This is a genomic window from Larkinella bovis, assembly GCF_042655385.1.
Classification (GTDB): Bacteria; Bacteroidota; Bacteroidia; order Cytophagales; family Spirosomataceae; genus Larkinella; species Larkinella bovis.
In genome coordinates, this window is the sequence record NZ_JBHSMA010000003.1 from 152,112 (window position 1) to 176,671 (window position 24,560).

23 protein-coding genes are annotated in these 24,560 nt (G+C 54.2%); 11 read left to right on the forward strand and 12 right to left on the reverse strand.

The window, feature by feature from the left end:
• Nucleotides 1-67 precede the first annotated feature (67 nt).
• Nucleotides 68-670, forward strand: coding sequence for a phosphoribosylglycinamide formyltransferase (gene purN, locus ACFPMF_RS11780; RefSeq protein ID WP_379844832.1), 603 nt, complete (start codon nt 68-70; stop codon nt 668-670).
• Nucleotides 660-1,091 carry a hypothetical protein gene (locus tag ACFPMF_RS11785; protein ID WP_379844834.1) on the forward strand — a complete coding sequence of 144 codons (432 nt, stop codon included), beginning with the start codon at nt 660-662 and terminating at the stop codon, nt 1,089-1,091. The genes purN and ACFPMF_RS11785 overlap by 11 nt, the downstream gene beginning before the upstream one ends.
• A gap of 3 nt (nt 1,092-1,094) precedes the next feature.
• Here ACFPMF_RS11785 and ACFPMF_RS11790 read toward each other — a convergent pair whose 3' ends face one another.
• The 3 genes from ACFPMF_RS11790 to ACFPMF_RS11800 form a co-directional block, all read right to left on the reverse strand.
• Nucleotides 1,095-1,331, reverse strand: a complete 237-nt coding sequence (locus ACFPMF_RS11790) for a DUF4834 domain-containing protein (RefSeq protein WP_379844836.1) — start codon at nt 1,329-1,331, stop codon at nt 1,095-1,097.
• Between the two features lie 155 nt (nt 1,332-1,486).
• Nucleotides 1,487-4,381 carry a carbamoyl-phosphate synthase large subunit gene (gene carB, locus ACFPMF_RS11795; protein ID WP_379844838.1) on the reverse strand — a complete coding sequence of 965 codons (2,895 nt, stop codon included), beginning with the start codon at nt 4,379-4,381 and terminating at the stop codon, nt 1,487-1,489.
• Nucleotides 4,382-4,659: 278 nt separating this feature from the next.
• Entirely contained in the window at nt 4,660-5,493 is an 834-nt protein-coding gene (locus tag ACFPMF_RS11800; RefSeq protein WP_379844840.1) for a class I SAM-dependent methyltransferase, read from the reverse strand.
• Nucleotides 5,494-5,634: 141 nt separating this feature from the next.
• On the opposite strand from ACFPMF_RS11800, the gene ACFPMF_RS11805 reads away from it, so the two are divergent.
• Together ACFPMF_RS11805 and blaOXA are read left to right on the forward strand one after the other, a co-directional pair.
• Nucleotides 5,635-7,113, forward strand: coding sequence for a hypothetical protein (locus ACFPMF_RS11805; protein WP_379844842.1), 1,479 nt, complete (start codon nt 5,635-5,637; stop codon nt 7,111-7,113).
• Between the two features lie 11 nt (nt 7,114-7,124).
• Nucleotides 7,125-7,919, forward strand: a complete 795-nt coding sequence (blaOXA, locus tag ACFPMF_RS11810; RefSeq protein WP_379844844.1) for a class D beta-lactamase — start codon at nt 7,125-7,127, stop codon at nt 7,917-7,919.
• 88 nt (nt 7,920-8,007) lie between these two features.
• On the opposite strand, the gene ACFPMF_RS11815 is transcribed toward blaOXA, so the two are convergent.
• The gene (locus tag ACFPMF_RS11815) at nt 8,008-9,366 is read right to left on the reverse strand and encodes a DUF418 domain-containing protein (RefSeq protein WP_379844846.1); all 1,359 of its coding nucleotides are present in this window, start codon (nt 9,364-9,366) and stop codon (nt 8,008-8,010) included.
• Between the two features lie 193 nt (nt 9,367-9,559).
• Here ACFPMF_RS11815 and ACFPMF_RS11820 point away from each other — a divergent pair, with 193 nt between their 5' ends.
• On the forward strand, nt 9,560-10,231 hold the full coding sequence (locus ACFPMF_RS11820; protein ID WP_379844849.1) for a DUF4369 domain-containing protein: 672 nt from the start codon (nt 9,560-9,562) through the stop codon (nt 10,229-10,231).
• 59 nt (nt 10,232-10,290) lie between these two features.
• Complete coding sequence (locus ACFPMF_RS11825; RefSeq protein WP_379844852.1) at nt 10,291-10,713, forward strand: hypothetical protein; 423 nt, start codon at nt 10,291-10,293, stop codon at nt 10,711-10,713.
• Nucleotides 10,714-10,742: 29 nt separating this feature from the next.
• Here ACFPMF_RS11825 and ACFPMF_RS11830 read toward each other — a convergent pair whose 3' ends face one another.
• Together ACFPMF_RS11830 and recG are read right to left on the reverse strand one after the other, a co-directional pair.
• On the reverse strand, nt 10,743-11,663 hold the full coding sequence (locus tag ACFPMF_RS11830) for a sugar phosphate isomerase/epimerase family protein (RefSeq protein WP_379844854.1): 921 nt from the start codon (nt 11,661-11,663) through the stop codon (nt 10,743-10,745).
• Between the two features lie 58 nt (nt 11,664-11,721).
• A complete protein-coding gene (gene recG / locus ACFPMF_RS11835) occupies nt 11,722-13,824 on the reverse strand; it encodes an ATP-dependent DNA helicase RecG (protein ID WP_379844857.1) in 2,103 nt (700 codons plus the stop codon).
• A gap of 248 nt (nt 13,825-14,072) precedes the next feature.
• On the opposite strand from recG, the gene ACFPMF_RS11840 reads away from it, so the two are divergent.
• Nucleotides 14,073-16,472: a gliding motility-associated C-terminal domain-containing protein gene (locus ACFPMF_RS11840; protein WP_379844860.1), complete on the forward strand. Its 2,400-nt coding sequence runs from the start codon at nt 14,073-14,075 to the stop codon at nt 16,470-16,472.
• Nucleotides 16,473-16,642: 170 nt separating this feature from the next.
• Nucleotides 16,643-17,098 (forward strand): response regulator, encoded by a 456-nt coding sequence (locus ACFPMF_RS11845; protein ID WP_379844863.1) that lies wholly within the window; start codon nt 16,643-16,645, stop codon nt 17,096-17,098.
• A 3-nt stretch (nt 17,099-17,101) separates the two neighbouring features.
• Here the strand turns inward: ACFPMF_RS11845 and ACFPMF_RS11850 are convergent, their stop codons facing one another.
• The 5 genes from ACFPMF_RS11850 to rplU all read right to left on the reverse strand — a co-directional run bounded on the left by ACFPMF_RS11850 (nt 17,102) and on the right by rplU (nt 21,245).
• Nucleotides 17,102-18,262 (reverse strand): OmpA family protein, encoded by a 1,161-nt coding sequence (locus ACFPMF_RS11850; protein WP_379844866.1) that lies wholly within the window; start codon nt 18,260-18,262, stop codon nt 17,102-17,104.
• A gap of 10 nt (nt 18,263-18,272) precedes the next feature.
• Nucleotides 18,273-19,697, reverse strand: a complete 1,425-nt coding sequence (locus tag ACFPMF_RS11855) for a DUF5723 family protein (RefSeq protein WP_379844869.1) — start codon at nt 19,695-19,697, stop codon at nt 18,273-18,275.
• A 113-nt stretch (nt 19,698-19,810) separates the two neighbouring features.
• Nucleotides 19,811-20,413 carry a NifU family protein gene (locus ACFPMF_RS11860; RefSeq protein WP_379844871.1) on the reverse strand — a complete coding sequence of 201 codons (603 nt, stop codon included), beginning with the start codon at nt 20,411-20,413 and terminating at the stop codon, nt 19,811-19,813.
• 150 nt (nt 20,414-20,563) lie between these two features.
• Complete coding sequence (gene rpmA, locus ACFPMF_RS11865) at nt 20,564-20,845, reverse strand: 50S ribosomal protein L27 (protein ID WP_379844874.1); 282 nt, start codon at nt 20,843-20,845, stop codon at nt 20,564-20,566.
• Nucleotides 20,846-20,933: 88 nt separating this feature from the next.
• The gene (gene rplU, locus ACFPMF_RS11870; protein ID WP_038121560.1) at nt 20,934-21,245 is read right to left on the reverse strand and encodes a 50S ribosomal protein L21; all 312 of its coding nucleotides are present in this window, start codon (nt 21,243-21,245) and stop codon (nt 20,934-20,936) included.
• 282 nt (nt 21,246-21,527) lie between these two features.
• Between rplU and ACFPMF_RS11875 the strand changes: the two genes are divergently transcribed.
• The 3 genes from ACFPMF_RS11875 to ACFPMF_RS11885 all read left to right on the forward strand — a co-directional run bounded on the left by ACFPMF_RS11875 (nt 21,528) and on the right by ACFPMF_RS11885 (nt 23,753).
• Nucleotides 21,528-22,157 carry a thioredoxin family protein gene (locus ACFPMF_RS11875; protein ID WP_379844877.1) on the forward strand — a complete coding sequence of 210 codons (630 nt, stop codon included), beginning with the start codon at nt 21,528-21,530 and terminating at the stop codon, nt 22,155-22,157.
• 150 nt (nt 22,158-22,307) lie between these two features.
• Nucleotides 22,308-22,823, forward strand: a complete 516-nt coding sequence (locus ACFPMF_RS11880) for a sll1863 family stress response protein (protein WP_379844879.1) — start codon at nt 22,308-22,310, stop codon at nt 22,821-22,823.
• Between the two features lie 246 nt (nt 22,824-23,069).
• The gene (locus tag ACFPMF_RS11885; protein WP_379844881.1) at nt 23,070-23,753 is read left to right on the forward strand and encodes a DUF3291 domain-containing protein; all 684 of its coding nucleotides are present in this window, start codon (nt 23,070-23,072) and stop codon (nt 23,751-23,753) included.
• A 24-nt stretch (nt 23,754-23,777) separates the two neighbouring features.
• On the opposite strand, the gene ACFPMF_RS11890 is transcribed toward ACFPMF_RS11885, so the two are convergent.
• Nucleotides 23,778-24,557: a 3-hydroxyacyl-CoA dehydrogenase gene (locus ACFPMF_RS11890; protein ID WP_379844884.1), complete on the reverse strand. Its 780-nt coding sequence runs from the start codon at nt 24,555-24,557 to the stop codon at nt 23,778-23,780.
• Nucleotides 24,558-24,560 lie beyond the last annotated feature (3 nt).

Sequence of the window (24,560 nt, forward strand, 5' to 3'; positions counted from 1 at the left end):
AATATCATCAATTTTTGCTAAAGATACGTAGGTTTGTAGCGTTATTGCGTTCCATCTTAATCAATCCATGAAGCGAATTGCGATTTTTGCGTCCGGCTCCGGGACGAATGCGGAGAAAATAGCCGACTATTTCACCGATCATCCCGAGGTGGAGGTGACGCTGATTCTGTCCAACAACCCGAAAGCGGGCGTGATCGAGCGGGCGCGCCGGGGTTTCGGGCCCGACCGGAAACTGCACGTGCCGGTTCTGGTGTTCGACCGGAAGACTTTTTATGAGAGTGAGCGCATCGTGCAGTTGCTTCAGAAACAGGCGGTTGACCTGATTGTGCTGGCCGGTTTTATGTGGCTCATACCGGAAAGTCTCGTCAAAGCGTTTCCTCAACGGATGATCAACATTCACCCGGCTTTGTTACCGAAATACGGCGGGAAAGGGATGTACGGTCATTTTGTGCACGAAGCCGTGGTGGCATCCGGGGAACCGGAGTCCGGCATCACGATCCACTACGTGAACGAGCGGTACGACGAAGGAAACATTATTTTTCAGGCTTCCTGTGCGCTTGATCCGCAGGACACGCCGGATGAGGTGGCCCGGAAAGTGCAGGTACTGGAACACCGGTATTTTCCGGAAGTGGTGGAGCAGGTGTTAAAAACGATGACTGATGAACGATGAAGTAAAAACCGGGCGCTTAAACCGGTCGGCCTGGGCAGTTCTGGCCGCTTTGCTGGCGGTTTTGGCGGGGTGTTTTCGTCCGGCCATTCCCATTTCGATGACGCCCAACTACCCGGTCGATGTATTTTATGAACATCAGCAGCCCGACCGGCCGTTTACGGAGCTGGAATGGCTGGAATACAAGGAGGAAGTTCCGCTGGCCGAGCAGCAGCAACCGCAGAAAGGCCGGATGGTGAAGCGGGGCAACAACGTCGAACAGAAGGAATTGCTGCTGGCACGGTTGACAATGCAGGCTAAAAAGATGGGAGCCGACGCGCTGGTGGCGGTGCGGTATCAGTACTACAGTTCGGCCACCGTCAACGGGTATTCGATGCGGGGGCTGGCCGTTAAGTACCAGAAAGAACGGGAAGTAGGGCAGTAAGCTTTAGTTGACTTCCTCGTAGTTCACGTATTCGCCCCCTTTCAGTTTCGATTCGGTGGCGCCGGGGGTGGTGGAATGAACGCGGGTTTCGCCTTCGCGGGTTCCCCGGTTGAAGTGCTCATTGGCTCTGCGCTGCTCTTTAGCCAGCTGCCGACCTACCAGCAACCAGAAGAAAAACCGGCGTACCGGCGGTACGAACGCAATCAGAAGCAGAAGAACAAATAAGAATTTAAAGATCATGGGCGCGACAATTCGGTGTCGGTAATACAAGTATAACGTAAAAGCCGGAAAAACAGTTGCTCTACTGCTATTATAAAATACTTAAAATGCACCGCCACCCCCGTCAGCGGTCGTAGACCTTGATCAGCGGTGGCGGTACGGTTTTTAAGCGGTTCTTACCGGCTCAGATACAGATTCCGCTCGGAGTAAACTTTCTGGAAAAATTCGTCTTCCAGATCGTCGATGAAGTAAATGCCTTCGCCGGTCGATTTCATTTCCGGACCGAGCTCCTTGTTGACGTTCGGGAATTTGTTGAACGAGAACACCGGAATCTTGATCGCGTAGCCTTTCTTCACCGGTTTGAAGTCGAAATCCTTCACTTTTTTGTCGCCCAGCATCACCTTCGTCGCGTAGTTGACATACGGTTCCTGGTACGCCTTGCAGATGAACGGTACCGTCCGCGACGCCCGGGGGTTTGCTTCGATGATGTACACCTTCTCGTCCTTGATCGCAAACTGAATGTTGATCAACCCGACGGTTTTCAGCGCCTTGGCGATGGTGCGGGTGTGGTCTTCAATCTGTTTGATCACGTTCTCGCTCAGGTCGAAGGTCGGCAGAACCGCGTACGAATCGCCGGAGTGAATACCCGCCGGTTCGATGTGCTCCATGATTCCGATGATGTAGACATCCTCTCCGTCGCAGATGGCGTCGGCTTCGGCTTCGATGGCATTCTCCAGGAAGTGATCGAGCAGGATGTTGTTGTCGGGAATATCGTGCAGAATCTTGACAACATGCTGCTCCAGTTCCTGTTCGTTCAGGACAATCTTCATGCTTTGACCGCCGAGCACATAGCTGGGGCGCACCAGCAGCGGAAAACCGAGTTCGCGCGAAAGCTCAACGGCTTCGTCGGAACCGCGTACCGTGCCGAATTTCGGATACGGAATGTCATGATCCCGCAGCAGCGCCGAGAACCGGCCCCGGTCTTCGGCCAGATCGAGCGATTCGTAATCCGTACCGATGATTTTGATGCCGTAGCGCGTCAGCTTTTCGGCCATTTTCAAGGCCGTCTGACCTCCGAGCTGCACAATGACCCCCACGGGATTTTCGTGCATGATGATGGCGTGAACGTGCTCCCAGAAAACCGGCTCGAAGTAGAGTTTGTCGGCAATATCTGGGTCGGTCGAAACGGTTTCGGGGTTACAGTTGATCATGATCGTCTCGTAACCAGCCTCCTTGGCCGCCAGCACCCCGTGGACGCAGGAGTAATCAAATTCGATACCCTGGCCGATTCGGTTCGGGCCGGAGCCCAGAATGACCACTTTTTTCCGTTCACTGGTAATCGATTCGTTCCCGGCCAGATCGCCTACCGGAAACGCGCCTTTTTCGGGGGCGGCAACGCCTTCCACCGGCAATTGCGGGCTGTTGAAGGTCGAATAATAGTAGGGCGTCTGGGCTTCAAACTCGGCGGCACAGGTATCGACGCACTTGAAAACGCGCCGGATGTTGTGTTCCTGCCGGAAGTTATAAATTCTGCTTTCCTTCACGCCCAGCAGGTGCGCCAGCTGGCGGTCGGCATAGCCTTTCTGCTTGGCTTTCAGGATCAAAGCGGGGGGGACGTCTTCGAGGTCATAATGGCCGATCTCACGCTCCAGTTCCACCAGTTCTTCAATCTGGTACAAAAACCATTTGTCAATTTTGGTGAGGTTCTGGATGGTTTTGAACGACAAACCGGCTTTGAACGCGTCGTAAATGTGGAACAGGCGGTTCCAGCTCGGATGGGCCAGGCTTTGTTTGAGAGCCGCCTGATCGGTCAGTTCCCGGCCGTCGGCCCCCAGACCATTGCGCCGGATTTCGAGCGACTGGCAAGCCTTCTGCAACGCTTCCTGGAAGTTCCGGCCAATGCCCATCGCTTCGCCCACCGACTTCATTTGCAGGCCCAGCGACCGGTCTGCGCCCGGGAATTTATCGAAGTTCCAGCGCGGCACTTTCACGATTACGTAGTCGATGGCCGGTTCAAAGAACGCCGAGGTCGAGCCGGTGATCGGGTTGGTCAGTTCGTCGAGGTTATAGCCAATGGCCATTTTGGCGGCAATTTTGGCAATCGGATAACCGGTTGCCTTGGATGCCAGCGCCGACGAGCGGCTCACGCGCGGGTTGATTTCGATGGCAATAATATCGTCGGTTTCCGGATTGACGGAGAACTGGACGTTACAACCGCCCGCAAATTTTCCGATGCCGTCCATCATCTTGATGGACAGATCGCGCATTTTCTGGTAGAGCGTGTCGGGCAGCGTCATGGCCGGAGCCACCGTAATGCTGTCGCCCGTATGAATGCCCATCGGGTCGAAGTTCTCGATGGAGCAGATGATGATGAAGTTACCGGCACCGTCGCGCAGCAATTCCAGTTCGTATTCTTTCCAGCCCATCACCGACTGCTCGATCAATACTTCATGAACGGGCGATGCGTGCAAACCGTTGTTCAGGGCCTTATCGAAATCTTCGGGTTTATCGACAAAACCGCCCCCGGTTCCGCCCAGCGTGAACGAGGGCCGGATGACGAGCGGAAAACCGATTTCCTGGGCAATTTCCTTGCCTTCCAGGAAGGAGCGGGCCGTGCGGCCCTGGCAGACGCCAACGCCTAGTTCGAGCATTTTCAGACGGAATTTCTCGCGGTCTTCGGTCGTCTCAATGGCTTTGATATCCACCCCGATAATGCGAACGCCGTATTTTTTCCAGATACCGGCTTTGTCGCATTCGATGGCCAGGTTCAGGGCTGTCTGACCACCCATCGTCGGCAGAACCGCGTCGATGGGGTGACCTTCTTCCTGATGCTTTTTGAGAATTTCGACAATGGATTTCTTCTCAAGCGGTTTCAGATACACATAATCGGCGTTGATCGGATCGGTCATGATGGTGGCCGGATTCGAGTTGATCAACGAGACCTCAATACCTTCTTCGCGCAGGGAGCGGGCTGCCTGTGAACCGGAATAATCGAATTCACACGCCTGACCGATGATGATGGGGCCGGAACCGATAATGAGAACCGAACGGATGGAGGAGTCTTTGGGCATTACAATGGAGCTAATGAATAATGAATCGTTACGGAAAACCGTATCGACAAAAAATCACTATTCCTGACCCCCTGAAACGTACTGGCCCGAAGCGAAAACAGGTTGGCACAGCAACCGGAACGCAGACACAGTGCGACCCGTTTTATTACTTTCTAAGCCAATCTGTTTCGGTATGGTCAAAAATCCCACAAAATTAGTGGATGCCGACGAATTCGGAAGAAAATTTTTAAATGTTTTTGCCATTGCGCGCGAAAGCCGCCACGCAACGGCAAAAAATACTATTTCTTGGTAATATACAGCAAATCCTGGTAGTCGACCGTGTTTGACCGGCCGCACCAGTTGCCGAACTTAATATCCTTGATGGTTAAACCGGCTTTGGCGAAGGATTCCCGGGCGTAGGTTTCGTCGAAAGCGATCATGCTTTCGGGTAAATCCTGCAAATGGACCATCGTTTTTTCCGTAAACGGAGTCAGACGGCGGTCGTATTTATTTTTCCCGGCGGCATTCAGCTTACGGGATTCCTCGTTGAGCAAAAACATGGTAATGTACCCCCGGGCTCCGGGCTTCAACACCCGCGCTATTTCGGCCAGATAGCGCTCAAAATCCGCTTCGAGCATGTGGGTGAACACGGAGTTCAGAATGACCAGATCGAAGGTCGACGCATCGAACGGAAACCGCAGTTCGTGGCCCTGCATGGTCCCGTTCGGGTTATACATCTTGTTATAAACGTTCAGATGGTGAAATCTGAAATGCGGAAACCGTTTGTTAACTTCCTTGTTGCACCAATCGACGCCCTCTTTCACGATCTCGATCCCGTCATAACCACCCGGCGGATTGATGTGTTTGGTCAGGGGAATGGCCACCCGACCGATGCCGCTGCCTACGTCCAGCACCCGGTCCGACGCCTTCAGACCGACCAGCTCCTGGATGTGACTCACGGTAAGCTCACCTACTTTTTTGAAATCACCATCACCAATGAAAATCATCCGGGAAGGCGGGGTAAGCACGTCACGTTCACCGGTTATAATTTCCAGCTGATCAATTACTGAAATGGGAATAATGTTTTTTAACGCCGTTTTTATCGGGTTGGGAATCAAGCTTTTCAGACCCATTATGGAAAGGCTTTTGGTTTAAATAGCCAGCAAGTTAAACATTAAAGTCATTATTTTGTAAACTTATCCCCAATTTGACGTTCGGAGGAATGAGGAGTTGAGGGACCGGAGAAGCAACAAAGGACTTAATTGGGCATGACTATGAGGATACGTCGACGGGCATGGATAGTGATTTGGGCGGTTGGGCTGACGTTTACAGGCTGTTACAAGTACGAGGAACGGGTTTGGCGCACGCCGTCCAACCAGCCGGGCGGCACATCGACGGATCCCAACAACCCCGGTTCGCCCAATAATCCCGGCTCGGGAGGGCCCGGCACCTCACCGATCACCGGTTTACCAAATCCCCCGGCCCGGCCATCGTATATCGATAATGGTTCGATCCGGCTGAGTGTCGATCTGAACATGGGCGGGGCCATCACCTACCTGGCGGCTTCGGCCAACGGCCAGAATCTGGTGAACAACTGGGATGCCGGCCGGCAGATTCAGGCGTCGTTTTATGCCGATCCGACGCCGTTTGCGCCGAATGGGAAACAGCCCCACCCGCTCTGGAAAGACCTGGGCTGGAACCCGATCATGTCGGGCGACGTGTACGGAAACCGGTCCAAAATCCTCGAAAGCCGCAACGACGGTCGGGAGATTTACATCCGAACCGCCCCGATGATTTATCCCAACGATAACGTCCCAGCCGAATGCACGATTGAAACCTGGATTACGCTCGATAAAAATACCGTCAAAATCCGCCACCGGCTGAACAACAACCGCTCGGATACGAAGCAATACGGCGCCAAACCGCAGGAACTGCCGGCTGTTTTTCTGAATGCGCCCTACCGGAATATTGTGACTTATACCGGTTCCCGGCCCTTTACCAATGGTGCCCTGACCAAAACCACCAGCGAAACCGTCAACGAAATCTTTGGCGGAAAAGGGCTTTCATCGGCTGAAAACTGGATGGCAATGGTGAACAGTTCGGACTGGGGGCTGGGCGTTTACAAACGCAAGCACGTTTACTTCATCGGCGGAAGTTTCGGGACAGCCATCACCGGGGGTGAATACGACTTCACGACGGCGTATATTACACCTTCCGTCTACGAAATTCTCGATCATAACATCCAGTACGAATACGAATATACCCTGGTGCTGGGCACCGTGAGCCAGATCAGGCAGTATGTTTATTCGCAACCGCGCCCGAATCCGGCCCCGGATTACCGCTTTGTGGCCGACCGGCAGTCGTGGTGGTATTACCAGGGGACAGACAGCGGCTGGCCCATCAAGAACGAATTGAATATTCCGCTCGATAAAGGAAATTTCCTGATGCTGGGGCCGGGCGAATTGTTTCAGGCTACTGACATGCCAAAGGTCTATATCCGGGCGGCTTTCAAAACCGATGCCACCCAGGCCCGGTTTCGCTGGAAAATTCCGGGCGACCCCGAGTTCGTGGCGGGCCACCTGGTTGACTTTCCGATCATTGGCGACGGCGAATACCGGACGTATGAAATCGATATGACCAACGTTCCGAACTGGAAAGGGACCATTACGCAACTGGGACTCGAACCGGCCCTGGGGGAGAAAGGCGGTGCCGGTAAATTTGCCAAAATTCAATCCATCTCGTTCAAACCGTAACGATCTGTCCTATGAAAATCCTGGTTACGCTGACCGCCCTTCTGTGGTTCAGCTATCGTCCGGCGTCCATTACGGAACGGCCGGATTTTGAACGGTTTTTTGCCGAAAAGCAGCTCAAAGGCTCCTTCCTTTTCTACGATCCGCAGCGCGATCATTATACGGCTTACCACTTTGAACGGGCCCGCCAGCGGTTTCTGCCCGCTTCGACCTTCAAGATCCTGAACACCCTGATCGGACTCGAAACCGGGGTGATCCAGAACGAAACTACCGTCATGAAGTGGGACAGCGTCACGCGCGAAATCGACGCCTGGAACCGCGACCACACGCTCGAAACCGCCTTTAAAGCATCCTGCGTACCCTGTTATCAGGCCGTCGCCCGGAAAGTGGGCCTGAAACGGATGCAGGAATGGGTGGCCAAAACCGGCTATGGGACAATGGACATCAACGCCGACAACCTGGACATGTTCTGGCTGGAAGGTAAATCGGCGATTTCGCAGGAGGAACAGGTCGATGTGTTATGCCGGATTCACGAGGGCAACGTGCCGTTCTCGAAGAGAAACCTGGCGGTTTTGAAAAAAATCATGCTTCTCGACGAAAAACCGGGGATCAGACTGTACGGGAAAACCGGCTGGGCGGGTGGCAATGCCAATCCGAACATCGGCTGGTTTGTCGGTTACGTCGAAAAGGGCGACAAGGTCTATTACTTCGCGACCAACATCGAAAGTCCCCAACCAGTACCCAACACCTTTGCTCCCGCCCGCCGGGAAATCACGGAAGCGATCCTGAAGGAACTGGGCGCGCTGTAAGGAGTTATGAGTGAAGAGTTATGAGTTAAGAGTTGGCTCTGCAGAAATAGCATGCGTCAGCCAACTCTTAACTCATAACTCTTCATTTTTAACTCTTCACTCTCATCGGTTGCGGTTTCCAGTAGGTGAGGGAGCGCCAGAGCCATTCGAAGGGGCCGAAGCGGAAAAACCGGAGCCAGAGGGTCGAGAAAATAAGCTGGAAGAGCCAGATGGCGGCTACGACGTAATAGAGTTCATATAAGGCCAGCTTGCCGAAGTAACTAAAACCGTATCCGTAGAAAATCAGGGTGCAGATGATACTCTGCATCAGGTAGTTCGTAAACGCCATCTGGCCGACGTTCGATAGGGCTTTCATCAGCCAGGGGACAACGCCCGAGCGGTAAACCAGCAGCAGCAAACTGGCGTGACCCATGGCGGAAGCCGCCCGGCGAACGTGGTACAGCGACTGAAATGGAAACGAATTGCTATCGAGGACCTTGCCCGGATCGGTGAACCAGGCTACACCGTCCCAGAAGCTGAGCCAGCCGAGCGACAGGCCGATTCCGTAGCCGGCCAGCAGCGTCAGGACGTAGGTGCGGGTTGGTAAGTTGTTCGAAAAGAAACCCCATTTGAACAGGGCCATGCCGAGAAACATCAGCGCCCAGGCGTCCCAGACGTAACTTTGGTAGAATTTGGTCGATTCAAGTTTGGTGTTGATGGGTACATAGGAGGAAAAAATAGTTGCGTAGCTGCCTTCCTGCATGGTTTTATTGAGATCATCTTCCTTCTTTTTGTCGTATTTGATGTTCTTTTCCTGCGACAGCCAGGCTTCTTTGGCTTTCTTCTGCTCGTCAGTGAGCGGTTTTTTCTGTTTTTCGAGCTGAATCGCCTTGAGGTAACCTTCCCGTCTTTCTTTGGTTTCCATTGCCCTGAAAAAGCCTTTGGCTCCCAAAACCGCCACGCAGAAAAGCGCGATCAGTAAATAAGTTCGGGGGGACATTTTTCGAAACGGGAATAAAAACAGCCCGCAAACGCCGTATGTGTACAGAATGTCGCCCGGCCAAAGAAGTACAAACGCGTTGAAAACGCCGAAGAGAATGAGCCAGAACAACCGCCGATAGTAGTAATCGGCGATGCCGTACCCATCGGCCAGCGTGTCTTTTTTGGCCATAAACAGCAGCATTCCCGCTCCGAACAGCATCGAAAACAGGCCGCGCATGGTTCCTTCGAAGAGCACTGAAACAATCAGATGGGTTTTGAAATCGGCCGAATCGGTTGGGGCGGTAAAAAACCGGGGACCGGCCGTGTGGGCAAGGCCGAAAAACGGAATGTTCATCATCAGAATGCCGAGCAAGGCAAATCCGCGGATCAGGTCGATGGTTTGAATCCGGTCGGCCTTGGTCGTGGGCCGGGCGCCTTCGCCGATGAGTGGGGAATCAAGGGGTACGGTGGTAGAAATGGCATCCATGCGGTAAAATTGTGTCGGTTAAGAAGGATTGTTTTGATTTGATCAGGCCAGAGGATAAGTTTACCACTCAATCCGAAAAACCGCCGTAGACAGAAGGGTGATTTTTTGGTTATGTCTTTGTAAGATAATTAGTTATTGGCCGGAACTCAAACCGTTTTAGGGAACGGTAATTCGGCCATCGCACCATTTGGCTATGAAAAACAGTTTTTTAATTCTCCTTTGTCTGGCCGTTTTGGGGGCTTTTCCGTCGGCGCTGGCGCAGAAAAATGTCCGGTTGCAGGGCAACGTCAGCGGCCTGGGAACGGCGATGATTTACCTCAAGAAAACCGACAATTCCAATAGCAAACCGCTGATTGTGGATTCGACCCGGGCGGTCGATGGCAAGTTTTCGTTCAGCCGCAGCATTCCCGAAGTTGATTTTTACAATGTGGTGGCCGCCGGATTGCCGGGGCAGGTGCAGTTTATCTGGGACGGCGATCTGACGCTCGAGGGTACCCGCGATGCATTCCGGGAGTCGGAAATCAAGGGGTCGGCCCTGACCGATAGCTGGCTGAAATTCCAGAACGAAGTGGATCGTCCGTACCGCGATGTGCTGATGGATTTGTACAACGAGCGCCAGCGGGCCAGCAATGATACCGCCGTTGCCAGCCGGGTGGTGCGGGAAGAAAAACGCCTGAAGCAGGAGCAGATCCAGAAGGTAGCGCAGCAGATCCGCGCCAAGCCCGATTCGCAACTGAGCCTGTACTTGCTGAACTGGTACTGGAATCAGTTCCCGAAAGCCGATGCCCGGGCGATGTACGATAAATTGAACCCTTCTTTCAAAAGCCATTCACTGGCCCGGCGGCTCCAGAATCAGTTGAAGTAAGTCGGGCGGTTTTCCAACGATAAGCTTATTGAACGGGTCTCATCACAAACGGTATGTAGATGAGACTTTTTGCTTTTTTTCTGGTCGTGACGGGCATTCTGGCCGGATGTGAGTCAGCAGCCCCCTCAGGTTGCCGACCAGCTACCGAGCGTATTTATATCAATCAACGTTTTCCTGACCGGGCGGAAACATTTCATCCGGATTCTCTGCGGGTGTTCCTGTTTGAGACGCAGTTTGATAATACCGTATCCATTCAGGTAGGTAATTCCGTGATCGCCAGACAACACCTTCTAACGGGTCCTAACGGATTGGCGGGAAGAGTATTCGTTAGAGCTAAATCGCAGGAAAAAGTGGTGATTCGCACGGCAAACCAGTGCACTTATTTTAAGTTAAAAGACGGCTATAAGTATTTGTATATTGACAAACAGCGCAATCTGGGCTGGCATATCGAATATTCTAATTTTAGTCGGGCTTATTTTTAAACCCTTATTCGCTGGGCAGAAACCCGGTTTTACGCCAGCGGCACGCCCGCTTCCCCGGCTTTCCGGATGACGTACTGCCGGGCTTCGTCGTATTCTTCCGGCGTCCGCAGGTGTTCGAGCAGAAAAGGGGTTTCCTGCGGTAAGGCCGTGACATTCCGGATGTAGGCAATGTAATCGAGCGCCCCGCGCCCCGGCATGGTTTCGGCAAAATGAACTTCTTTCCCGACCACATCCTTGGCGTGTACCGACACAATCCAGCGGCCCAGTTTTTTGAACGTTTCGTTGATGAGGGCGGTATTCCGGTAAAACCGTTCGGGCGTGTTGATGATGTTGGCGATGTCGACGTGGGCCGCAAACGCCGGGCGGTCGATGGCTTTGATGAACTTCAGGTACGCATCCGGGCCATCGGGCAGGCTCCAGCCCATCATTTCCAGCGCAAACTTGGCCTTTTTCGGCTTCACCGCGTCGATCACCTTCCGGCAGTTTTCCACCGTTGCGTCGAAGTATTCCTTCGTCAGATTGCGCGCATCCGGGCCGTCCCACTGTTTCGGGTTGTAAGAACCGCCGATGTTGACGCAGGTCAGCGCCCCGACTTCCTCGGCCAGCGCCAGCCGTTCCGAAACGTACGCCAGGTTTTTTGCCCGTTTTTCGGCGTCCTGCTCCAGCATGTTTACCCAGGCGCCCACTTCGGCAATGAGGACATTCTGGGCCGCAAACGCTTGCCGAATGGCCGCAATTTTGGCGGAGTCCTTCAGACTAACCACCGGAACGTAGGCCGAACTGTACTGCAACCGACGGTGTTCACGCGCCAGGTCATCCGGATCGTCACTTTTGAGGAAAATCGGCCCGCCGAGCCGCAGCGGTTTGGGGGCAGTTTTAAAAGCCGGGAGCGCCAGCCCTGCCGTAAGCAAGGCCGAAGAGTGCAGGAAGTGGCGACGGGAGAGCTTCATGGGCCTGTCAATTACGATAGAAGCGGTTTGATTCTTTTAAGGTCCGTCGAATAGGGCATTAGCTAATCCGGCTCCAGTTCGTTTCTCCTTCCCGCTGAATGTCCACCTGATTCCGGACGGGAGCGTGCTGGGGTAACACCAGATCCGGGTCTTCTTCCAGAATGTGCTGGGCCGATTCGCGGGCGGCCGTCAGAATGGCGCCGTCTTTGGCCAGATCGGCCAGTACCAGATCGGCAATGCCGCTTTGCTGCGTCCCCGAAAGGTCGCCGGGGCCACGGAGTTGCAGATCGACATCGGCAATTTCGAAACCGTTGTTGGTTTTGACCAGCGTCTCGATGCGGGTACGGGTTTCTTTGCTAAGTTTATACCCGGTCATCAGCACGCAGTACGACTGCTCGGCCCCCCGTCCCACGCGCCCCCGCAACTGGTGCAACTGCGCCAAGCCAAACCGTTCGGCACTCTCGACGACCATCACGCTGGCATTCGGGACATTAACGCCCACCTCAATCACCGTGGTCGCCACCATGATTTTGGTTTCGGCCTTCACAAACCGCTCCATCTCGAAATCCTTGTCGTAGCCATTCATTCGCCCGTGGAGGATACCGATGGGATAATTCGGAAAAGCCCGGACAATGCTTTCGTAACCGTCCATCAGGTCCTTGAAATCCAGTTTCTCCGATTCTTCGATCAACGGATACACCACGTACACCTGCCGTCCCTGCTCCAGTTGTTGCCGCATAAACCCGAAGACTTCGAGCCGGTGGGTGTCGTAGCGGTGGACGGTTTTGATCGGTTTCCGACCCGCCGGTAACTCGTCGATCACCGAGAGATCGAGGTTGCCGTAGAGGGTCATTGCCAGCGTCCGTGGAATGGGCGTGGCCGTCATCACCATCATGTGCGGGTAAATCTCCTGGTTTTTATTCCAGAGCCGGGCGCGCTGGGCCACCCCAAACCGGTGTTGTTCGTCGATGATGCACAAGCCCAGGTTCTTGAACTGCACCGAATCCTCCAGGAGCGCGTGCGTTCCGACGATGATGTGCATCATCCCGCTCTGCAACTGGTCGTGGATGATCCGGCGGCCTTTCGTGCGCGTCGAACCGGTCAGGCGTCCGATGGTCAGGCCAAGCTGGTCGGCAAAAACTTTCAAGCCGTAATAATGCTGATCGGCCAGAATTTCGGTCGGAGCCATGATACAGGCCTGCGCGCCGTTGTCGATCGCCATCAGCATCGTAATGAACGCCACGATGGTTTTGCCGCTGCCCACATCGCCCTGGAGCAAGCGGTTCATCTGTTTGCCACTGACCAGGTCGGCGTGAATTTCGCGTAATACCCGCTTTTGGGCACCGGTCAGGTCAAAGGGCATGAATTCCTTGTAAAACCGGGTCAGCAGACTCATGCTCCGAAACACCTGTCCGGGGTATTCGATTTTGTGAACCAGTTTGTTCTTAATCAATCGTAACTGGTTATAAAACAGCTCCTCGAACTTCAGTCGCCGTTCGGCCTGCTTCAACCAGGCCTGGCTGCGGGGCAAATGGATATTCTCGATGGCGTCGGCTTTCGAGATCAGGCGGTATTGTTCCAGCAGCGAAGCGGGCAAGGTCTCGTGGATGTGCGGATAGGCGATTTCGAGCAATTGCCGCATGATCCGGGCAATCATCTTGCTGTCCACCCGCATCCGGCGCAGTTTCTCGGTCAGATTGTAAACCGGGTGAAACGTCGTGTTCTGCTCAATCTCGGGCGAGAGCGGGTCCAGTTCGGGATGCGTGATGCTGTAGGTATTTCCAAACGCAATGGCTTTGCCGTACGCCACGTATTCGGCACCGGGCCGCAGAAACTTCTCAAAATGCGTAATGCCGTGAAACCAGACCAGATCCATCGATCCGGTATGGTCCGTGAAGTTGGCGACCAGTCGTTTCTTGGGACCTTCGCCCACCACCGCCCAGTCGCGAACGCGGCCAATGATCTGAACCGCCGGAAGTGCGTCGGAAAGTTCGCTGATGGTATAAAACCGGGTACGATCTTCGTGCCGGAACGGGTAGTATTGCAGCAGGTCCCGGTACGTGAAAATATTGAGTTCGGTATTGAACAGGGCCGCCCGCTGGGGGCCGACGCCCTTCAGGTATTCAATTTTTGTGTCGAAAAACGTGATGCGCTCCGTCATACCTCTGTTTATAGAACAATTTCGTTGCTGCGGAATTGTTCTGTTGCCAGGTTCCTCTAATTACCAAAGCTACAAATTTTCTTAAAAGATACGGTTTTTCGGATTATTTGCTAGCCGAAGCGCGCGTTTAACCCGAATGATGGCCTAAAACCGGCACCTGGCGGCTGCAACTATTCTTGTAAAATTTTGGGAATAATCAGACAATGGCTTACTTTTTGTAAGATTAGTGTCGGGATAGCACGTAGTCTATGGCTCAACGGGATACTTTTCTATTCATTTTACTTTTTCTCGGTTTAAGCGGCTGGGTATCAGCTTCGCACATCGTCGGCGGAAACATTCAGCTCAAAAACCGGGGCACAACCGGTCACTATACGTTATCGCTCGATTTGTTTATCGACGAGCAGAACAGCAGTGCCGGCGACATCAAACCGACCGTTAAACTAGCGATTTACCGCCGGCGGGATAACCTCAAGATGGGCGAGTTTGAACTGCCGTTGCTGAGTCAGAAGGCGCTGGCGGCTTCGAATCAGGCCTGTGCCCAGCTTCGGCCGTTGAAATTAGCCGAAATCATTTACAGCAAGGATATTGAACTGGACCCCGACCGGTTTGATGATCCCGACGGGTATTATGTCGTTCACGGCGTTTGTTGCCGGAGCGGAGCCATTGATAATATCCAGATGGCCGATGAATCGGGCATGGTATTTTACCTGGATTTTCCGGCCATTAAAACCGTTGCCAACTCATCCCCGACTTTTTCGGTACCAACCGGCGAATACGCCTGCAAAGGACAAGCCTTCACGTTCAGTTTCAAAGCCACCGATGCCGACGGCGATCAGTTGAAATATTCGATCGTTACACCCTATAAAGGCTTTACTAATCAAGGGGTTGCCTTTGATAATCAGCCCAGTTCGTCGTATCCGGCAGTGACCTGGAAACCGGGTTTCAGCGTAACCAATTCCGTGCCCGGTTCGCCCGCGCTGACAATCGATCCCGGAACGGGTCAGTTGAGCGTAACGGCCAGTCAGGTCGGGCTGTTTGCCTTTGCGGTTTTGTGCGAAGAGTTTCGGGATGGGAAACGGATCGGTTCCGTCCGGCGCGATTTTCAACTGGCCGTGGTCGATTGTCCCACCAACACGCCCCCCGCGCCGGTGATTGCGCTGGAAAAAGCACCTGAAAATGCGAAAATTACCAGGGCAGCAAATGGCGCGGTAACGAGTGTGTCGGCCTGTCAGGGGCAGCGTATTACGCTCAAAACCGAATTGTCGCCGGCCTGGACCTTTCAGTGGCAGCGCGACGGTCAGAACCTGGAAGGCGACACAACGGCCACGCTGGTGGTCAGTGCATCCGGGGAGTATACCGTTATCAAGCAGTTCCGGACGACCTGCGGCAAGCCGAGTCCCGCGCAGACCAGCGTTCGGGTGGATTTGGCCGATGCCGAAACATTAAAGCTGACCACCAGCGGCCCGACTACGTTCTGCGACGGAAAATCCGTGATTCTGAGGGCACCCGAAGGCAATTATTCCTACGCCTGGTTCCAGGACGATCGCTCGATTCCGGGTTCGAAAGCAAACACGTACCAACCCCACGAAACCGGGGCGTTCAAAGTCCAGATCACCAGCGCAACCACCGGCTGCGTAACGACCGACAGCGTACGGGTGCAGGTTCATCCCAAACCACAGGCTTCGATTTTGCCCCCCACGCGCACGACGGCCTGTTCGGGCGATACCATCCGTCTGAATGCCCTGGCCCGCCCTACGTACCAGTACCAGTGGAGCAATACCGGCCAGGCGCTGGCTGGCGAAGTAAGTGCAACTTTGCCCGTCACGCTACCCGGGCATTACGTGCTGACCGTGACCGATACCAACCAGTGCCAGGCCGTTTCGGAAGAAGTTTTACTGGATTTTAAAACCGCTCCAACCGTTTCAATGGCGCCCCTGCCAGCGGTTTGTGAAAACGCCGGAAACCGGCTGCCGCTGAGCGCCGAACCGGGTGGGGGCATCTTTGCGGGCGTTGGCCGGGCGGCTGGGGCCGTGGCCGGAACGGAATTTGATCCGGGCAAAACCGGTCCGGGCCAATTTGTAATTACATATACATTGAGTGTACCCGGAAATACGTGCCCGGGTCGCGCCCGGCAGACCGTCGTGGTGCATTCAGCGCCCTTCATTCAGGTGGCCGATGCCATCGTTCGGCGGGGCAGCGAAACGCCCTTGAACGTCACCCGAAACGATACGCTTACGTATTACTGGACGCCCTCCCTCGGGTTGAGCAGCCCGGTGGTGGCGCAGCCGTATGCCAGTCCCGACACCAGCACGACGTATCAGGTGCGGGTTACGTCGCCCCAGGGCTGCGAATTCACGGCCCGGCTTCGCGTAACCGTGATGACGGCTCTTTACATTCCGGATGCCTTTTCGCCCAATAACGACGGACTGAATGACAGCTGGGTGATCCGTGGCATCGGTGACTACCCGGACTGTACGGTAGAAGTGTATAACCGCTGGGGCAACCCGGTTTTTGTCTCCAAAGGCTATACCGAGCCCTGGGATGGCCGGAGCAACGGGCAGGCGTTGCCGCCCGCCGTTTACCAGTATGTCATTAAACCCGGCGATGCACAGCCACACCGGAGCGGTAGTGTCCTGATTACCCGGTGACTTCCTGCTTGCCGTCGGGCTCCGGTGACTTTGATGATCCGGTATTCTTACACTAAAGCCGGTCTTTCGGGTTGGCTTCGGCGGCTGCCCTCCGAATATTTTTTGTTTTCCTATTGAATGGGTTTATAGATTGGCGCTGATTAGCGATTCTTGTTGAAAAAACGGATCGTATGGAAACACAGTCTACGAACGCTGACCGGAAACCGACCGTCCTCTTGGTCGATGACGATGAGGAAGACCGATTGTTGATGCGAATGGCGGTGGAATCGGAACTTGTCGCTCCCATCCGGGAGTTTGCCAGTGGGGACGAATTGCTGAAGTATATGCAGGAAGCTTCCCTTGATTCGCTGGAAACCCAGACTTCCTGGATCGTTATTCTGGATAAGTATATGCCGGGGTTGAGCGGATTTGATACCCTACGCCGGATCAAGGACAATCCGGCCTGGCAACGCATCCCGGTGGTGCTGTTTGTCAATACCCAGAATCAGGGTGAAACCGAAATGTGCCTCGACCTGGGCGCGACGGTTTGCATCAATAAACCCCTTTATTTTGAAGGCATTAAGGAATTAATGCGCGAAGTTTATCAGCATTGGCTGACCATCACCTCCATTTCGTCGGCGCAGTAAGGTTCACTCCAGCAGCCGGACCTCGACACGGCGGTTTTTCCGTTTATTTTCCTCCGTATCGTTTGGGGTAATAGGCTTTGTCTGGCCGTACCCTTTGTAGCGGAGCCGGTTTTCGGCAATTCCCTGTCCGATCAGGTACGACGTGATGACCCGGGCCCGGTTTTCGGAAAGGGCCAGGTTCAGCCGCGGGTCGCCCACGTTGTCGGTATGGCCCGAAATCTCAATTTTCAATTCCGGCCGGTTTTTCAGAAGGGCAACCAACTGGTTGAGCTGCGGGTGCGACTCGGGCCGGAGGAGGTAACTGCTCTGGTCAAAATAGACGTTGTCAAGCGTGACGGTCTTGCCGGTGGTCAGGGTTGATAAATCCGTAGTGGCCGGCGGGGTTGAAGGGCCCGTTGTCGGTTTTGTCTCCGTAATAACCGGCGGGGCGGTGGCTGGTGCCGGACTGGTCGTAACGGGTGGAGCAACGGTTGCGGGTGCCGTGGACGCGGGTGGTACAGGGGCCGACTCCGTCCGGGGGAGTTCCGGCGCGGCTACCGGTCGGGCGCGCTGGAGCCGGATGGTAATGTCGTGCTGTTCTTTTACATCCACCGTGTATTCATACGGCTGATAGCCAGCCACTTCAACGGTGAAACGAATCCTTTGCCCAAATTCGGCCAGAAACGTAAAACGACCTTCGCGCGGAGGGCCGGTCATGATCACCCGCTTTCCGTTGAACTCCTGCACCTGCACATTGAGCGTCTGCAGGATCCGCTGCTTGGTGTCATAATCCACCACGGTAACATTGATGGGGGATTCGCTGGAAACTTCCCGGTCCATTTCCAGAAGCACGGTTTGCTGGGACTGCTTCGGGTCGAAAACGCGATCGAGCCGGAGCACTTTCTGGGCCGGGCGGTAACCGGTATGGTTGGCATCGAGCCGGTAAACGCTCCCGGCCGCCAGCGCCACGGTATACGAGCCCGACTGCAGGGTTCCGCGCTGCACTTTTCGGGTGTTCTCGTTCGTGATGGTCAGCGTTGCCGGAATGGGACGCCCGTTGCGTTCCCGCGTTTCAATCCGAATGGTGTATTCATCCACCGGGCCCGAAGCCGGATCGGTTTGCGAAACACAAACCATCGTCCGGAGCATCAGAAACAAGCCTGTTAGTATGCTTAAGCCTTTCATGCGCTCAGGTTTACGGTTTTCGGCGCAGGCTGGCCAGGGCCAGTCCGGCGTAAATGTCGGCCCCGCGCGGGCGCAATTTATTCGAATTACTGCCAATCATGCCAAACAGGTTGTCGGTTCCCAGAAAAACCGGCCCCACCCGGAGGGAGACCCCCGCGACAAAGGAATTGTTGATGAACGTAAGCGGCACCGCGACGCCAACAGCCGAAGTTTCCAGCCGGGGCCCAACCGAAATGAGCGACGGTTGCCGAATGGCCACGGCCTCTTTGCCCCGTACATCCTGCAGCAGGGTGCCGGTCAGGTAAAAACCGCTGCCGAGATGGACGTCCGCATTGACCGAAAGCGCCGTGGGTAACCCGGAGTCGAATTGACCGGTATTGTTGGCCTCGGTCAGGTCCAGCCGGTTTTCGAGAACTTTTGCAATGCCTTCACTGCCGCGTGCTTCGTTAAAATCCGTGGACGTAAACCGCTGATTCGTCGTTTGGATGGCGTAGTGCCGGACATAGCTACTTCTTCGGTAGCGAATCGTCCCCAGATCGGTCAACGCAACCCCCAGGCGGAGCGCGTAATGATCCGGATCGTCGGATTTAAGCTGGTACGAAAGGCCGATGTCGGCGCCCCAGCCCCGGCCCGGGTTGTTCCCGTCGAAAAATTGACGCACCGAAACGGAGCGGCCTTTGTCCTGTAAATACGTGGTGTAGCCCAGATCGGCATTGAGTTGATCGACCTGCAGGTAATAGGTGTCCTGTTGGGCTGTATCCGACAGAATGCGGTAGGAAAGGCCATTATTTTTCAGAAAACCGGCGGTGATACCCTGCAACCGTTTTACGGTAGCGCCGAGCGAAAGTTGCTGGTAATCGTCCTGCAGGAGGGTGACCGCCAGCGTCAACCCGACTTCCGCGTAGGTGTTCGTGTTGACCGAAAACTGATTATCCCGGCTGGGAATGTTGTAAAACCGGGCGTCTTCCAGCCCCGCCCGCACCACGGACAGCAACGATTCGGAGGCATTGTTGACCTGCGCAGCCGCCCGCAACCGTGTCGTTAAACCGATGGCGCCCCCTTCGCCGAGCCGGAGCAGGAGGGAAGGACCGCGAAAATCGGTCCAGGCCGTCGCAGATTTGGGTTTGCCGTTGGACGTTTCGCCCAGGTATTCGGGTCGGAACAAAACCGTGCCGTCGGCCAGCTTGTATTGGCCCGGCACCCGGTTCAGGATGAGCGAGGTCAGCGAGTACGGAGCCTGGTACCGGAAATAATCGTTGTTGAGATGGGCGTTCCCGGAAACAAGGTTCAGGTAAAAACCGTATTTCGAATCGGCCGCAAACGCGGGATTGAGGTACATACTTTGGGTGCCGCCGTACGGACTGGACGCTACGCCCAGCATATTTTGCGCTGTAACCGAGGTTGTTACCAGACAAAAAAAGAGTAGGAAACGCATTAGACGAGGGTTATGAGTTAGGAATTAAGAGTTAAGGGTTAAAAGTTGGCTGACGCACTCTATCATCGCAAGCCTTTTTAACTCCTAACTCTTAACTCATAATTCTTAACTCTTTAAACGCCTTCGGCTTCGACTTGTTTTACGTCGGGCACTAAACGAGTGAGGAGATTTTCAATTCCGGCTTTCAGCGTGAGCGTTGAGGACGGGCAACCGCTGCACGAACCCTGGAGCAACACTTTGACGGTTCCGGTTTCGTCATTGAACGAGTGAAAGCTGATGGCTCCGCCGTCGGATTCGACGGCCGGGCGGATGTATTGGTCCAGCACCGCCTTGATTTTCTGAATCGTCGGCGAGTCAGCCTCTACCTTGGTGGTATTGGAATCGATCGTCTGCTGGGCAAAAACCGGTTTTTGATCGTTGAAGTACGACCGGATGTACTGCTTCAGTTCGAACAGCACGTCTTCCCATTCGGTTTCTTCATCCTTGGTAACGGTGATGAAGTTGCTGGCAATAAACACCCGTTTGACGTAATCGAAGCCAAACAGGGCCACCACCAGCGGGGAGTTTTTACCGGTCAGCAACCCTTCGGAGGCATCGGCATAATCGAACGAAAGCCCTTCCGGAACCAGCGGAAAGTTCACGACGAACTTCATTGAGTTGGGGTTCGGACTGCTTTCGGTATAAAGCGTTATTGCGGGATACAGCGTAGAAGTCATGTGCTTGAGGATTAATCAAACCGGTCCTGTCAGGAAACCGGTATTGGGAAAACAGCAGCCGGTCGGGATTAGTTTGCGAACACGAAAAAACCTGTCCGGGAATGCCAGACAGGTCTTTATACGGGGTTGCTGCCTGGGCAGCGGAAAGCCTTATTCAGCCGCGGGAGCCTCAGCTGCCGTTGCGGGAATCACGCTCACGAACGAGCGACCATCCCGGCCTTTGCGGAAGTGAACCGAACCATCGACCAGGGCGAACAGCGTATGATCGCGACCGATGCCGACGTTTTTGTCAGGGTGGTGTTTGGTGCCCCGCTGACGAACGATGATGTTACCGGCAATTGCAGCCTGGCCACCGAACAGTTTCACACCCAGACGTTTGCTGATCGAGTCACGGCCGTTCTTAGAACTACCTACACCTTTCTTGTGTGCCATTTTGTTAGAAAGTTTAAGGTTTAAGGTTTGACGTTTAACGTTTAAAGCAGGACACCTTAAACCTTAAACTTTAGACCTTAAACGATCATTATACTGTAATGTCTTCGATTAATACTTTGGTCAGGTATTGACGGTGGCCGTTTTTCTTCTTGTAGCCTTTCCGACGTTTCTTTTTAAAGACGATTACTTTTTCGCCTTTCAGGTGTTCCAGGATTTTACCGGAAACCTGAGCGCCAGCGACGGTCGGGGCGCCTACCGATACAGAACCGCCATTATCGACAAGGAGAACTTTGTCGAACACAAGTGCAGCGTCCGTGTCGCCTTCCAACCGGTGGGTGTAGACGTAACGGCCCTTCTCAACTTTAAATTGCTGCCCTGCGATCTCTACGATTGCATACATGATTGATACAGAAAATGTTGTTTCTCAGAAATGAGGTGCAAATATAGAAGTTTTTGTTTGAAAAAAGAAACCAGAACCATCTATTCTGCGGAAATGTTATTCTGGCATGAAAAAGCCTGGCTATTTGGGACTTAGCACGAATTTTGCTCCCATTTCCGGGTAAGCGGTTTTTTAGCTCGTAGGAATGGGAAACCGCCCTGTACCTTGCCGGAGGAAGTGGATGGGTTCCGGCTGCGCACGACCCTACGAAGAGGTGGTTTTCTGGCTGACAGACAAAGGATTATGAAAACCTTGATAGGCCTGCTGGCGGTAATGATGATTGCCGTCGCGGCTACTTTTGATCCCGCATCCCGCTCCGACGGTCCCAGGGTGTACGCCCTGGGCGATGTCGTGCAGGATTTTAAGCTTAAAAACGTCGACGGGCGGATGGTTTCGCTGTCTGATTATAAAAACGGTAAGGGCGTTATTGTGGTCTTTACGACCAACCACTGTCCGTTTGCCAAAGCCTACGAAGAGCGGCTGATTGCCCTTGACCGCAAATATGCTCCTTTTGGATTTCCGCTCCTGGCCATTCAGCCCAACGATCCGTCGGCCTACGCCGAAGACTCCTTCGAGAACATGAAAATCCGGGCGCAGGAAAAGAATTTTCCGTTCCCTTATCTGGTCGATGACACCCAAAGCATAGCCCGGGTGTTTGGCGCCACCCGGACGCCGGAAGCCTTTGTGCTGAAACAGGCCGGCGATCATTTTACGGTCGAATACGCGGGTGCGATTGACGACAATCCGCAAAGTGCATCAGGCGTCAGACGGCGGTATGTCGAAGACGCCGTCAACAACCTTCTGGCCAGCCGCCCGGTCGTTACCACCACATCCAAAGCCATCGGCTGCGCCATCAAGTGGAAAAGCCTTTAAGGGAGTTAAGAGTTATGAGTGAAGAGTTATGAGTTGGCTGACGCAAGCTGAAAAACTCATAACTCTTCACTCATAACTCTTAACTCTTTTCCCTCCTTCGGCACGGGTTTTGCCACCGGGCTTTTACAAACCAATTAATCCGATATTGCTATGAAAAAGGTCATGATGACGTTTAAACAGGTTCGGATGCTGGCCGGAGTCGCTGTGGTTGTGGCTTCCCTGGGGCTGGCATCGTGTCAAAATGATGGTAAAAATGAATCCCGCACCGAAGATGCGATGGAAAATACCGGTGAAGCCGTCGAAGCGGATGCCCGGGATGCGGGTGATAAGATAGAAGCCAAAAGCGATGAAGCGGCTGCTGATTTCCGGGAGGAACGCGATAAAGCTATTGCTAATATCAAGGAGCAACAGCAGAAGCTCGACGCGAAAATGGACAAGTTACGGGCTGATATTAAAGAAGAAAGCGCTGAAGCCAAGGCTAAATCACGCAAAAAACTGGCGGAGCTGGAAGAAGAAAAGCAGGAACTGAATCAGGATCTGAAAGATGCCCAGAACGCGACCGCATCGGCCTGGAAGGACGTAAAAAAAGGCTTTAAGCGAGCTGGTAAAGACATTGGTGATGCCTTTGACAAAGCCGGTGAAAAGCTTGACAACGACAATAAGTAGTTTTCAGTTAGGTAGTTACAAAGCCGCTCCAACACCCTGGTTTGGAGCGGCTTTGTTGTGTGGAAAATATTACCCAACTTGTTGGCTTATCTGAACAGTTCCGCCTGAAAAACCGCTTCCTAGTTTTCTGTTCAGGCCAGCAGTAAGAAATTATTTTTTGGTCCTAAAACAGGCAGGTGGTAAACAACCCACCGGTTCTGTAAGTATTTGAGTACAGACCGGAACTAGCCAACGGTTGTTTGTAAAGTGATTGTGACAATAACGTTGTTACGGTATCCGCCCCGTCGGTGGTACCGGGCTTTTGCCAATATGGGCCGCTGGACGATGCATCCGTTTCGGGCCGACGGACTGCGGTTCCAGAAAATGATGGGGGTCGGCCGAAATTTTGGCTTGATTCCCGATCTGTCGGCCTACGTTTTCCTGGGGGGCTGGAGCGACGAAAAAGCCGCCCGGTCTTTCTTTGACTCCGAAGCCTGGAGCAAAACCGCCGAAGGCACGCAGGAAACCGGAACCCTTTATTTGCAACCAATCCGGTCGCACGGGGCATGGGATGGTCAGAACCCCTTTCAGGCGTCGCCGGGTCCGCTGGCAGACGATGTTCCGGTCGCGGTTTTGACCCGGGCCACCATTCGGCTGGCGGCATTACCCGACTTCTGGCGACACATCCCGCAGGTTCGGCAGCGACTGAAAGCACAGACCGACGATCTGTTGCTGGCACTGGGTGTGGGCGAAAAACCGGTGGTGCAGCAGTGCACGATCAGTATCTGGCGAAACGAGAAAGCGGTTGAGCAGTTTGCCTACCGGCAAAGCGGCCACAAAGAGGTGGTCCGGCGAACGCGCGAGCGCCGGTGGTATTCGGAAGAACTGTTCGCCCGGTTTGCGGTGGAAGGTAGCGAAGGGACGTTTTTCGGAAAACCGCTGGAGCGCTGATAAGCCTGCAATAAGATTTTAGCGCTATTTCGGGGCCATCCGAATCGCTCCGTCCAGGCGAATCACTTCCCCGTTCAGCATGGGGTTTTCCACAATGGCTTTGGCCAGCAACGCATATTCGTGCGGGCGGCCCAATCGGGGCGGAAAAGGAACCTGCTGGCCGAGCGAAAGCCGGGCCTCTTCGGGCAAGCCCAGCAGCAGGGGCGTTTCGAACAAACCGGGGGCAATGGTCATCACCCGGATGCCGGTTTTAGCCAGGTCGCGGGCAACGGGCAGGGTCAGGCTGGCGATTCCCCCTTTGGAGGCTGCGTAGGCGACCTGCCCAATCTGGCCGTCGTAAGCCGCCACCGAAGCCGTGTTGATGATCACGCCCCGTTCTCCTTCGTCATTCGGGGCGTTTTTCTCCATGGCAAAAGCCGCCAGCCGGATAACGTTGAACGTACCGATAAGGTTGATTTTGACCACTTTTTCGAAAACCGCCAGTGCGTGCGGGCCGTAGTTGCCATCCACTTTGCCGAGGGTTTTGCGGGCTTCGGCAATTCCAGCGCAGTTGACGGTAATCTGCAAACTGCCAAATTCCTGAATCGCCAGATCGACGGCGGCCTGGACGTCGGCTTCACTGGTAACATCCGTGCGGATAAACCGGGCACGGTCCAGCAGATTGGCCGCCAGGGCTTCGCCCTTGTCTTCGTTAAGATCCAGAATCACAACGTTCGCCCCCAGCGAATGGAACAGACGAACCGTTGCTTCACCCAGGCCGGAAGCACCGCCGGTAATCAGGGCTGTAGAATTGGTCAGTTGCATAAA